The following is a 13,142-nucleotide window of genomic DNA, read 5'->3' on the forward strand; positions in this document are numbered from 1 at the left end:
GTTTTCTCAATTCAATCTGATGACATCAAGCCCGGAGAGCACGCTCACGACGAGCAATTCCGACCACACCACTACGGGCTACTTCGATCACTTCCGTCACTTCGGAGATGGCTTCAATAAACGCATCAAGCTTTTCAGAAGTTCCCGTCATCTGAACCGTATACTGACTCCCGGTGACATCCACGATCTGACCTCTGAAAATGTCGGTCGTACGCTGTACTTCGGCCCGGGCAGCACCGCTTGCTCTCACCTTCATCAACATCAGTTCCCGTTCGACGTGCTCAAACTCAGAAACTTCCTGCACTTTGAGTACATCAATCAGTTTATGCAGCTGCTTCTGAATCTGCTCCAGCTCCATATCATTGGTCTTTGTTGTAATATTCAGACGAGATAAAGTTTCGTCATCTGTCGGGGATACATTTAATGTTTCAATGTTGAAACCACGTTGGGAGAACAATCCAACCACACGAGACAAAGCACCGGGCTGGTTCTCCATTAATACTGAAATAATGTGTCTCATCAGGTTCTCTCCGTTTTGCTCAACCACATTTTGTCCATCCCTTCACCTTTGATCTGCATCGGATAGACGTGCTCTGTTTCATCGACATTGATATCCACAAACACCAGACGATCTTTGAGATCCAGTGCTTTCTTCAACCCGGCTTCCAGTTCATCCGGAGCCGAGATGCGAATACCGACATGTCCATAAGCTTCTGCGATTGCAGCAAAGTCCGGAACGGAACTCATGTACGAGTTCGAATGGCGTCCCTGATAGATAATATCCTGCCACTGTTTCACCATTCCCAGAAAACGGTTATTCAGGTTGATGATTTTGACCGGAATATCATATTGAAGTGCCGTCGACAGTTCCTGAATATTCATCTGAATACTACCGTCACCGGTAATTACGACAACTTCCTCATCCGGATGAGAGAATTTCACGCCCATTCCGGCGGGTAAACCGAAGCCCATGGTTCCCAGACCGCCGGAGTTGATCCAGCGACGAGGCTGATTAAACGGATAATAAAGTGCAGCGAACATCTGGTGCTGTCCGACATCGGAAGCAACATAGGCATTACCACCGGTTAACCGGTGCAGCGTTTCGATCACCTGTTGCGGTTTGATTCGCTCACTGGATTTATCGTAAGCAAGACACTGGCGATCCCGCCAGACCTGAATCTCTTTCCACCATTGCGTCAGTGCATCCGCGTCATTAGAACCGCCCTGTTCTACCAATAATTTCAGCATGGTATCGAGAACTTTCTCAGCTGAACCTACAATCGGCAGATCGGCCGGTACATTTTTCGAAATCGAGGAAGGATCGATATCGATGTGCATGACTTTGGCATTGGGGCAATATTTTTCCAGATTATTGGTCGTTCGGTCATCGAAGCGGACACCCACACCAAAAATCAGATCGGCATTGTGCATGGCCATATTTGCTTCATAGACACCATGCATTCCCAGCATCCCTAAAGCATTTGCATGGGTTCCGGGGAAAGCCCCCAATCCCATCAGCGTACTGACAACCGGAAGATTCAGCGCTTCCGCTAACTGAAGAATCTGCTTGTCCGCACCGGAAATAACCGCACCACCACCAACATATAAAACTGGTTTTTTCGCATCCAGAAGGGCTTTCAGCGCCTTCTTAATCTGCCCTTTATGTCCGGTAGTCGTCGGATTATAAGAGCGCATCTTGATGGTCTGCGGATATTCATAAGGCAATTTAATCTGTGGATTCATTACATCCTTCGGTAAGTCAATGACTACCGGACCGGGGCGCCCGGTCGAAGCAATATAAAATGCCTTCTTAATTGTTTCGGGGATATCTTCAGCTTTTTTTACTAAAAAGCTGTGTTTGACAATCGGACGGGAAACCCCAACGATATCACATTCCTGAAACGCATCATTCCCAATCAGATTGTTGGGTACATTTCCTGAAATGACGATCATTGGAATTGAATCCATATAAGCTGTCGCAATACCGGTTACTGTATTGGTTGCTCCGGGGCCGGAACAAACCAGCACGACACCAGGTTTTCCTGTTGAACGTGCGTAACCGTCAGCCATATGTGTCGCAGCCTGCTCATGACGAACGAGGACGTGCTTAATCTGGTCGGTTTTTTCGTGCAGAGCATCATAGATATCAAGTACAGATCCTCCAGGATAACCAAAAATCTGCTCGACACCTTCTTCGATCAGAGACTGTACGACCATCTCTGCACCGGATAGCATTACCATATTGTTCTCCTTACCAGCATCTGTTTCCCGAGGTCAGTTCAACAGTCTGGTGGTTACATAGTCTAGGGCTTATTCGTAGCCTAATCGAAATCGATTCACTTGCGGCTATGTCCTTACAGAGTCATAACCCTGCAAGGGATAGAGCAACTTTACTCGCTTCCGGAGGATTGGTCTAATCCGCTCATCGTCGTATTTTACGGAAAATGTCGTACACGGATATCATCAAAGATATCTCTTCGGAAAAAAACCTCAAAATCAGATGAGTATGTCAAAGTTACATATGAAAAAAACATAAAATATTTATTTCATGTAAAAAAAGTCATCAAGATGCTAAGAAAGATTACAGTTCCGTTGAGATTGAGTGATATTTTTCACAACAAAAAACCGTCAGAAAACGGAAGAGATGAAATCTATGAAATATTGCCCTTCCATACGGTCAGGCAACATCAGTCACATGTCTGGAATGGTCTATCCGACAATTTCATTACAGATAAGCATGAGTTGTTCTCTTAACCAACCATGCCCCTTATCTTTTTCATTGGATTCGTGCCAGCTTAAATAACCACTAATCTGCTTACGTTCGAATGGTAAAGCGATTGTTTGCAGTTGCTCCCGATTAGGAGAACCTTCCACCAGCCAGCGAGGTGCAATGGTGATGAGTTCCGACTGACTGACTACATAAAGGACATTACTCAGACTAGTCCCTTCATAGTGAGAATGGCAGTCAATGTCCCGGTAAGCCTGCTCGCTGAAACTCCGGATACCATGGGCCTGCGACAGTTTCGCATGTTGCTCTTCTATTACTTGCGCAGGAGTAATGTTGCCCTGAATACGAGGATGTAATTTAGATGCAACAACAACTAGTTCATCCCGGAAAAGCTCAGTGCTGGAGAAACCAGGTTCTTCGAAACGAGCATAATCAATCACAAAATCGACTTCCTGATAGCGTAACCGCTCTGCAAGCTGCTGATTGGAGTCTGCTTCCAGATGAAGCTGAACCTGAGGAGCCTGCTCATGAATCGATGAGAAGATCTTAGGGGCAAAACGCAGATCATTCGGACTGCAAATTGCCAGATTGAACTGTCTGGTTGATGACTCAGGCGTAAATACGGAATTCGGTAGCTCATTACGGATTAACTGCAATGCCTGACGAATCGGCCCAAAAAGCTGACGGGCACGCTGAGTCGGTTGAATTCCCCGGCCCTGACGCATGAAAAGTTCATCATTGAACATCACTTTAAGACGGGCAACAGCATTACTAACCGCCGGCTGAGACATACCTAAATTGTGTGCTGCCCGGGTAATATTCTGTTCTTGCATCACAGCATCAAACACAGTAAGCAAATTCAGATCAACGCCTCGTAACGTACTTTCCATTCGATAGCTGGCTACAGGTTGGATTACTTCTTTTTTCTCTAACATTGGAATGCCTCTTGTTTTGCTATAGATCAGCAATCACTTTTTATTATCCCACCGGGATAACACCATATCAGTTAAAATCAGTTAGTGACTCACCATGAGTGTATCTTGACCAATATATTGATAATTCATATAGGTAAGTTGTGTAACCAACTATCTTTTAATTGATACCCAAAAGGCAACTAGATTGATAAAAAGTCAGTTTATTTTATGTTGTCAAAAAAAATATGATTAATAATCAACACCTTGAGAAAATATCAAAAAATATAAAATCGCTATTTTTATAGTATTTACAAAATTAATTGACACTGGTTATATATTTCACGGCTAAAAGCGACATCTATTCACAACTCATATAATGTGTTACAGATATTCAGTCTGATCAATGAGTCAGCCCGTTTTATACCGTCACATAATCAGGGAAATTAACCTGTTTCCATAGTGTATGGCACAGATGCTGATGATCATCCCAGCGCCCCTGAATAATCCATTCAGCAATCGCATGCGCAACATCCGGATAAATCACCCGCTCTGCATTCGGTTCATCTAACCATTGCCGAATCAACGCCACATCAAGAGATTCCATCGTTGATGCAAGTCCCAGCATCTCAAGTGTTGCAACATTACTCTGTTGTTCAAATTGTCCCATCAGAGGCTTAAGCAGCAATTTTTTCCCATATGACATCGCCTCAGAAGGTAACTCAAACCCGCCGTTGGCAATGACTCCGGCACAGCAACGCAAATGTTCATGGAAGCGCTCATGACATAATGGGTGGAACATCATATTTTCAGTTTGCTCCACTTCAGTGATAGCCGGGTGATAGCAGACAAACTGATAGCTACCGAAACGAAGTAAGAGATCCGTAATCTCTTCCAGAGATTCAAACGGTAAATAGACGAGAATAAAAGGCTGATTTTCGGTCGCCTCATCTCTGGTATCGACAATTGGCGGAAGAATAGGACTTTCGAAGTGATACCAGTGCAGTCCGAGATAATAATCAGCCGGAGCAAAACTGGTAATAATTTTCTTATCCAGCCAGTTTGCTCCCTTTAACGGAACCGGATAGCGGAAAGCATTCTGATGGCTCAGACTGATACAGGGTTTGTGCTGTAGTTTTGCTGCCCAGGCAGTCACTGGTTCAAAATCACTGATCACCAGATCATAAGAACTGAGATCCAATTGACGAATATCAGAGAGCAACTGGCTGAAACTATTCTGTCTGGCAGTTTTAAAATAATTCACCCGTCCCTGTTCTGTTACAAAAGTCAGCCCCCGGCGGGTTTGATAATCACCAAAGCTGTCCATCGAGAAATATTTGTCTTTGTCTCTGCCACTAAAGATGAAATCGACATCAACATGATATTGCCGGAGCGCGTGACTCATTGCTCTGGCCCGAGCCGTATGACCGTTTCCGGTTCCCTGAACACCATAGAGAATTTTCAAATCATCCACTCCGTCGTTAACAACAATCCGGCCTGGGCACAACTCATTCCCAACAGAGCACCAATCAGAACATCTGTAAAAAAATGCACTCCCAGCAAGATGCGTGCAGCCCCAATGCAACCTGCCCATAAAAAAACTACGATAGATAATGGCGGATAAAAATAAGCAATTAACGTCGCCATCAGAAAACCGGCACTGGTGTGTCCGGAAGGTAAACTAAAACGATCTGAAGGCGTGATATAAGCGGTAACCATCGATGATAATTCCTGAGGACGCCGCCGCTGAAAGAAGTTTTTTGCCAGCCAGTACAATGGCAACTCAATCAGAAACGATATCATTCCGGCAGCTAAGAGTGCCTTACCGTACATATCATCAGCCAGAAAAGCGATGCCACCGAACAGCACGTATAAATGACCATCTCCGGTATGAGAAACCGCCCGGCTGATGCGTGCCAGCGGATCACTGAATCGATGCTGTAGACAGAACAGAGAAAAGGCCAGATCAAATTTCACAATCGGTTCAATAACTCTCATGATTGCACTCCCGTATTTCAGTCCCTTTATATAAACGACACTAATCAGAACAGATGACAACCGCGTTACTGTTTGTTGTCGGAACCATGAATATTGTTGGATAATCCAACTCAGCAAATATCGGAGCTATGCAGGCGCATCAGGAGAAAGAGACTTAGCCCGGTGAGAGTATTGATTGACGACGTTGATATAAACATCTATAAAAAAGGCCCTGAACCGTATTGCCAACACAATACAACCAAGGAACCCGGTGAGAATCCGGGGCTGTACCCGCAACTGTAAGTGAATACTCACAAGCCAGATACTTGGGTTCAGGATAATTATGTCCAGAGAACATCTCCCGGAAGGCGAGTTCATTTGGGTATATATCACCGGGCGGGAATACCTGGTACTCTGTCGTTGGCTTTTACTTCAACTTCCCCCGACACAGTCATCAGAACATTTCTCCCTTAAGGTATGCTTTTCCCCTTGAGGTTAGATATGCGATTTATCATCCTTTTTATGGCCTTGGTTTACTGCTCTTTTTCCTGGGCCGGAAATACCAGTCAGCAAATACTAATGCTGGTTTCACAACGTAATGCAGAAACAATTGCCGAAGCAGGAGCTCACTTACATCAGCAATATCCCCGGATAAAGTTGGTAGCCCGGACAGAAAATCAATGGATAGCCCTGTCTGCACAACAAAGAGCACAATATTTGAGCCATGCGGATGTTCTGATCGGGATTGGTCTGTATGGCGCAATAGTTGGCGAACTGAATCAGGATCTGAAGTTATCATCGCCGGACAATATATTTATTTTCAACAGTGATCATCACCTTGTGAAGCAAAGCCGTTTGCAACGGAATTTACAATTTCAGGATGACAAAACACTGACCACTCTGACGGCGATGCGTCCGGACGGATCTCTGCATCTCTGGCTGACCAATATATTGACTCGTTATCCTCAACAAACGTCCTGGTTAACGGCCCGTAGTTACTGGCAGGCTGGTGGCGTAGACAATACCGTAGCACTGCTGACCTGGGCAGCCAGTGTAAAAGATCCTTCAATATCCAGTCTTCCTCCCCGGAAGCAACCCCGGTTACGCTGGTGGATGCAAGGTCAGTATTTCGAGCAAATTCCATCATCTTTACCGGCTAAACCTGTCGTGATGCTGTTGGATCACCTCGGTGCAGACAGGCCCAGCGACAGTCAGTTGTTTCAGCACCTCTGTCAGGTTATTACCCGGCAGAAAACTCTTCAGTGCATTGTCGCACTTGCCGCCTGGGGAGATGCCAGTGTTGAAGCAGTCGCTCAGTTACAATCTCTGCCTGTACCGTTGTCCTCCATTGTTATGTTGCAGGATTTTGTCATCGGTGGCGGAGAAGGCCGGGAGAAAACCACACAATTACTCACAAAGCTGAATGTACCGCTACTTAAAGCAATCAAACTACGTGACAGAACCAAAACACAGTGGCAACTTTCTGCTGATGGAATCCGACCGGATAAAGTCTATTATCAGGTTGCTATGCCCGAGATCCAGGGTGCCAGTCAACCAATGATTGTCGCAACCGCGGGGATAATCCGGACTGACTCACTATCCGGTATTCAGATCCAGCCGATTCAGCCGGAAGAACATGGCATAGAGACGCTTGCCAGACGGATTCACCGTTGGCATACCCTACAGATAAAATCCAACGCTGATAAACGCATTGCCATCGTTTATTACAATCATCCGCCGGGCCGCCATAATATCGGTGCTGATAATCTGGATGTTCCTGCCAGCCTGTGGCAGATTCTCAACCGTCTGAAAGCATCTGGTTATCAGGTCGGAGATTTACCGGAATCACAAGAAGCCCTGCTGGATCTCATTCAGGAGCGTGCTGTCAATCTGCCGAATGATCGTCAGGCTCTGGCTACAATGAGCTCTCAGATTCCAACCATTGCTCCTGAAGATTACCGACACTATTTTGAGACATTACCACCAGTCATCCAGAACGAGATGATTAACGGCCCGTTCGGACGATTGCAGGAACAGTTAAAAACCGCGATCCAGCACAATCTGTCTCAACAGGCACAGCGATTGCTCGATAACACTATGGCAGAGATGGTGCATCTGGTAGAAGGCGTCAATCACCCGTCCAGAAAACGGGCACTCTCATTACTGACTCAATTGAAATCCTGTTATCAAAGCACAATTGAACATAGCCCGAAGCCTTGCTGGGAACATGCTCAGAAAATCATCACTGCCCTACAACAGACCGGGATTGAAGGACTCGGTGGCTGGGGAGAACTCCCCGGCAACGTGATGGTCTACAACGATAAAATACTGCTCCCCAGTCTGACTTTTGGTCATATTCTGATTAGTCCCCAACCTCCCAGAGGATGGGAAGTGAACCCGGAACTGCTCCATGCCAACCTGGCTTTTCCACCACCTCATCAGTATCTGGCTTACTATCATTACCTGAAAGATACCTTTAAAGCCGATGCCATCATTCATGTGGGCCGTCATTCAACCTATGAATTTCTGCCCCATCGTTCCGTCGGTCTCGGCGACGATGATTACTCGCGTCTGATTGCGGCAGATATACCGGGAATCTACCCTTATATCGTCGATGGTGTCGGAGAAGGAATTCAGGCCAAACGGCGCGGACTCGCCGTCATGGTCGATCACCTGACACCACCGCTGGAAAGTACGCCGCTTTATGATGATTTATTGCAATTACGGCAGTTAGTTGAAAGCTTTGAATCGAATCACGACAACAACAATCAATCACTGAAGCACAAATTGATCAGTCAGATCCGTCATAAAGTTGAATCTCTCGATCTTAAAGAAGAACTGACTGAATCCATGTCGGCGGAGCTGGCTGTTATGGGAATCGGATTTGAAGAAGTCAGTGATGATATGCTCGTGCATGAAATCGGCCACTACCTCACTAATCTGCAAGAGCGATTCATGCCTTATGGGCTGCATATTTTTGGTAAAACGTGGCAACCCGATGCGATTGACATGATGGTTCACTCGATGTCTCCGGTAGATCAGCAACAGCGAGGGCACTGGCACCAATTGCTTCAACAATCCCCGGCTCATGAAATGACAGCTTTGCTCAACGGGCTGAACGGACGCTTCATAGAACCAGGGAAAGGGAATGATCCGATCCGTAGCCCGGAAAGTCTGCCGACCGGCCGAAACTTTTATGCGCTGGATAACAGCCTGATTCCCAGCCGTATTGCCTGGCAACTCGGACAGGAAATGGCTCGCGATGCCAGAAAAAATAATCCTCACCAACCTTCCAGACGAGAAGCGCTGGTGCTATGGGCATCGGACATTGTCAGGGATGAAGGCGTCATGATTGCATTTGCTCTGGACATGCTCGGTCTGGAACCGGTATGGAACAGCCGGGGACTCGTCAAAGGACTGAAATATCAGACAGTCACACCGGACACACCTCGCCGGGATATGGTGTTCACAACCTCAGGATTATTCCGGGATCTCTATGGTCAACAGATGCACCTGTTGGATCAGGCAGTATTGATGGCACTGGATGCTGCCTCTGAAACGATTATTCGGGAACATCCGGCATTAACAGAAACACTTCAGTTTGCACTGAAACCTCTGGGCAGTCATCGACATGGTGGAAATGAATCTTTGCAACAGAATCAAGTCGCAGCACACTGGGTGGAAGACAGCCGTAAACTTTTATCACAGGGGAATCAGCCACAGAAAACTGCACTTCTGTCAACCTTAAGAGTTTTTGGTGATGCACCCGGTAGCTATGGCGCCGGAGTCAACCGGCTTGCCGAACGTTCCGGAGCATGGCAACAAAGAGCAGAGCTCGCTGATGTTTATCTGCGCCGCCTCGGTCATGGTTTCAGCCAGCAAGAATATGGCATCGCTGCCGAAGAAACATTCCGAACCCTGCTACATAGTGTTGAGAATACTTATTTCGGACGTTCCAGTAACTTATACGGTTTGATCGACAATAATGATGCATTTGATTATCTCGGAGGCCTGAGTCTGGCAGTTGAAACACTCTCAGGTCACGCGCCGAACAACTATGTAATCAATCATGCCAATCCGGAAAAAATTGTCGCCCAGCCTCTGGGGACAGCTCTGCGTCAGGAACTGAGAGGACGTTTTCTGAATCCCGAATGGTTAAGCGGGTTGATGAAACATGGTTATGCCGGAGCCCGTACCATGGGGAATGAATTTCTGGAATACCTGTGGGGCTGGCAAGTGACCAATCCGACACTGGTCGGCGACTGGGCATGGCAGGAGGTCAAAGAGGTTTATTTTGATGACCGCTACCAGCTAGGTGTCGATCAATTTCTGGAACAGGGACACAATGTACACGTGAAGTCTAATATGCTGGCAATCATGTTAGTTGCCATCCATAAGGGATTCTGGCATCCGGATCCTGAAACAACAAAAGATCTGGCACATCAGTTTGCCCAACTAGTGATCAAACATGGCCTTCCCGGCAGCGGACACACAGTTCCCGATCATCCGATGATGCCGTGGATCAAACAATATCTGTCACCAGCGGAGCAAAAACAGTTCGAACAGTTACTACAACGGTCACAAATGCCCCGGACAGAAAAACCAGAAATTCACTCACTGACCGAAGTGACCGTGAAGTCATCTGCGGAAACTCAGGTTAATCAGACCCCGTCTTCCCAGAGCGAAGCCACCTCGCAACAATCCCCGCCGATCATACTCGGCTTTTATCTCATGATTCTGCTGCTTGCAATTGTGCTGATCGGCCTTGGATTCAGACGCAGCAGACAAACGGTTCGCCATATGAAAGGAGCAAATCAATGATTCATGGCTACACATTAGGCTTATTACATCATCTGGTCGGATGGATGCTTTATCCGGTATTAGCAGGGCTGGCTCTGTGCCTTTTTGCTCTGCTCTGGGAAACAGGGATAACGCTCAATGAAAAATTCGGTGGACTGCGAACGCTACAGTCGGTCGAATCAATGGTTTTTGAGCGTTACGCAGCCACACGTCTGGAACGTGTCGATCTACTGGCCAGAAGCGGTCCCGTCCTCGGATTAATGGGAACCCTGATTCCGTTAGGTCCGGGATTAGCGGCTCTGTCTGACGGTCATATCGACCAACTGGCAACAGCAATGACAGTTGCATTTGACACGACAGTTGTCGGACTTTTTATCGGTCTGATCGGCTATATGCTCGGACGAGTTCGTCGCAGATGGTACGAAACACAACTGATGGATATCGAACAGAGAGAATATGATGTCGCAGCAACAGAATAAACCACGCTCATCGCACAGACTTTGGCAGGGTGGTCGTTTTCATCAGGAAGATACCGATCCTTTAAGCGGATTTGCCAATATCATGGATGTGATGCTGGTATTTGCTTTAGGGTTACTGATTGCTCTGATTTCTCAGAATGAAACTCTGCAACAGCACTTTTCCCTGACTGATGTCGAAGTCACAGCTCAGCAGGAACTGGTTGAGTTACCTGACAGTATGCAGGGGAAAGGAGATGCCCGTCAGGGAATGGAAAATGTCGGTACCGTATACCGGGATGCTAAAACCGGAAAACTGATTCTGGTGGGACAGTAAATATCCCGCGAGTCAGAAGATGAATCAATATCCGTGACAGCGCTGATTTCACCCGGGATAAAAGAGGTACAACCAATAAATATGCATTTTTGGGTTGACGTAATGTTTCAGGTGCGGTACTAATTTGTTATCTAATTTTGTGGAAAGTGAATTAATATGTCATTCCGTTTTTCTCTCCTGCTAGGCCTCCTTCTAATCGTGAATCGATCGCGCGGGTAGCCTGTGGACTGAAAACACCACAAAGAATTAAGAAACCCGCATCAGAATGCGGGTTTTTTTATAGCTGAAAACACCATGTGAGCAACACAGCAAGTCACCGGTCTAGGAGCCAATATGAACGATCAGGTCATTATCTTCGATACAACCTTACGGGACGGAGAACAAGCATTATCTGCGAGTTTAACGGTTAAAGAAAAATTACAAATTGCCTACGCTCTGGAACGACTGGGAGTCGATGTTATTGAGGCAGGATTCCCGGTGTCATCTCCGGGAGATTTCGAGTCAGTACAAGCCATAGCCAAAAATATTAAGAACAGTCGGGTGTGTGCGCTTTCCCGTGCAGTAGAAAAAGACATTGATGCTGCCGCAGAAGCATTAAAAGTTGCCGAAGCATTCCGTATTCATACGTTTATTTCTACATCAACAGTCCACGTTCAGGATAAACTTCGTCGTAGCTACGATCAGGTTGTAGAAATGGGAGTTAAGGCTGTAAAGCATGCCCGGCGTTACACTGACGATGTTGAATTTTCCTGCGAAGATGCCGGGCGGACTCCTATTGATAACTTATGCCGAATGGTTGAAGCAGCGATTGATGCTGGTGCCGGAACAATTAATATCCCTGACACAGTGGGTTATACTGTTCCCGGTGAATTTGGTGGTATCATTCAAACATTGTTCAACCGTGTCCCCAACATCGACAAAGCGATTATCTCTGTACACTGCCACGATGATCTGGGAATGTCCGTTGCAAACTCCATTGCTGCCGTTCAGGCCGGAGCACGTCAGGTTGAAGGGACGATCAATGGTATTGGTGAACGAGCTGGAAACTGTGCTCTGGAAGAAATTGCCATGATCATCAAAACCCGTCAGGAGTTACTTGGTGTTCATACCAACATCAAGCATGATGAAATCCACCGGACCAGTAAAATGGTCAGCCAACTCTGTAATATGCCGATTCAGAGTAACAAAGCGATTGTGGGTGCCAATGCATTCAGTCACTCATCCGGTATTCACCAGGATGGTATGCTGAAGAATAAAAATACTTATGAAATTATGACACCAGAGTCGATTGGCCTGAAAAATCAGGCTCTGAATCTGACCAGCCGTAGCGGCAGAGCCGCAGTGAAAAGCCATATGGATGCCATGGGCTACCAAGAAGAAGACTATAATCTGGATGCACTGTATGAAGACTTCCTGAAGCTTGCAGACCGTAAAGGTCAGGTCTTCGACTACGACTTAGAATCATTGATGTATTTCTCTAACTTACGGGACGAAGATGATTTTTACAAACTGAACTATCTGAGTGTTCAGTCAGGAAGTGTAATGGCAACGACGACCATCAAACTGCAGTGCGGTGATGAAGAGAAATGCGAGGCCGCTGTCGGTAATGGCCCCGTAGATGCCTTGTACCAATGCATCTATCGTGTCACCGGTTACGATATCGTACTGGATAAGTTCGACCTGACAGCCAAAGGGGAAGGAGAAGATGGTTTAGGTCAAGCTGATATTATTGCCAACTATAAAGGCCGGAAATATCACGGAACAGGCATCTCAACAGATATCGTTGAAGCATCAGGAGAGGCGTTACTGCACGTCATCAACAGTATCCAGCGTGCCGATCAGATTGAAGTGATCAAACAGAAAAGAATAGCAACAGTATAAAGGTTCCTGCCAACTGGTCCCCGTGTCATCACGCGGACCAAAACAGGTCTCCG

General features: G+C 46.5%; 9 protein-coding genes and 1 riboswitch. Of the genes, 4 read left to right on the top strand and 5 right to left on the bottom strand.

Annotated features, from left to right (window positions below):
• Window positions 1–25: 25 nt before the first annotated feature.
• From ilvN to OCU74_RS13665, 5 genes are all read right to left on the bottom strand, one after another.
• Window positions 26–520 carry an acetolactate synthase small subunit gene (gene ilvN, locus OCU74_RS13645; RefSeq protein ID WP_087481217.1) on the bottom strand — a complete coding sequence of 165 codons (495 nt, stop codon included), beginning with the start codon at window positions 518–520 and terminating at the stop codon, window positions 26–28.
• Window positions 520–2,241, bottom strand: a complete 1,722-nt coding sequence (locus tag OCU74_RS13650; protein WP_087481216.1) for an acetolactate synthase 3 large subunit — start codon at window positions 2,239–2,241, stop codon at window positions 520–522. The genes ilvN and OCU74_RS13650 overlap by 1 nt, the downstream gene beginning before the upstream one ends.
• 468 nt (window positions 2,242–2,709) lie before the next feature.
• The gene (leuO, locus tag OCU74_RS13655) at window positions 2,710–3,663 is read right to left on the bottom strand and encodes a transcriptional regulator LeuO (RefSeq protein WP_087481215.1); all 954 of its coding nucleotides are present in this window, start codon (window positions 3,661–3,663) and stop codon (window positions 2,710–2,712) included.
• Window positions 3,664–4,060: 397 nt separating this feature from the next.
• Window positions 4,061–5,104, bottom strand: a complete 1,044-nt coding sequence (locus OCU74_RS13660; RefSeq protein ID WP_087481423.1) for an MJ1255/VC2487 family glycosyltransferase — start codon at window positions 5,102–5,104, stop codon at window positions 4,061–4,063.
• On the bottom strand, window positions 5,101–5,637 hold the full coding sequence (locus OCU74_RS13665; protein ID WP_087481214.1) for a phosphatase PAP2 family protein: 537 nt from the start codon (window positions 5,635–5,637) through the stop codon (window positions 5,101–5,103). Before OCU74_RS13665 ends, OCU74_RS13660 begins: the two co-directional genes overlap by 4 nt.
• Before the next feature lie 197 nt (window positions 5,638–5,834).
• Window positions 5,835–5,965, top strand: a riboswitch (cobalamin riboswitch).
• A 152-nt stretch (window positions 5,966–6,117) separates the two neighbouring features.
• On the opposite strand from OCU74_RS13665, the gene OCU74_RS13670 reads away from it, so the two are divergent.
• The 4 genes from OCU74_RS13670 (at window position 6,118) to leuA (ending at window position 13,089) form a co-directional block, all read left to right on the top strand.
• Entirely contained in the window at window positions 6,118–10,437 is a 4,320-nt protein-coding gene (locus OCU74_RS13670; protein ID WP_159457424.1) for a cobaltochelatase subunit CobN, read from the top strand.
• Window positions 10,434–10,895: a MotA/TolQ/ExbB proton channel family protein gene (locus tag OCU74_RS13675; protein WP_087481212.1), complete on the top strand. Its 462-nt coding sequence runs from the start codon at window positions 10,434–10,436 to the stop codon at window positions 10,893–10,895. The genes OCU74_RS13670 and OCU74_RS13675 overlap by 4 nt, the downstream gene beginning before the upstream one ends.
• Window positions 10,873–11,208, top strand: coding sequence for a DUF2149 domain-containing protein (locus tag OCU74_RS13680; protein ID WP_087481211.1), 336 nt, complete (start codon window positions 10,873–10,875; stop codon window positions 11,206–11,208). The genes OCU74_RS13675 and OCU74_RS13680 overlap by 23 nt, the downstream gene beginning before the upstream one ends.
• A gap of 333 nt (window positions 11,209–11,541) precedes the next feature.
• Window positions 11,542–13,089, top strand: coding sequence for a 2-isopropylmalate synthase (gene leuA, locus OCU74_RS13685; RefSeq protein WP_087481210.1), 1,548 nt, complete (start codon window positions 11,542–11,544; stop codon window positions 13,087–13,089).
• The last annotated feature ends 53 nt before the right edge of the window (window positions 13,090–13,142 follow it).

Origin of the sequence: Vibrio mangrovi, assembly GCF_024346955.1 — a bacterium.
GTDB classification, from domain to species: Bacteria; Pseudomonadota; Gammaproteobacteria; order Enterobacterales; family Vibrionaceae; genus Vibrio; species Vibrio mangrovi.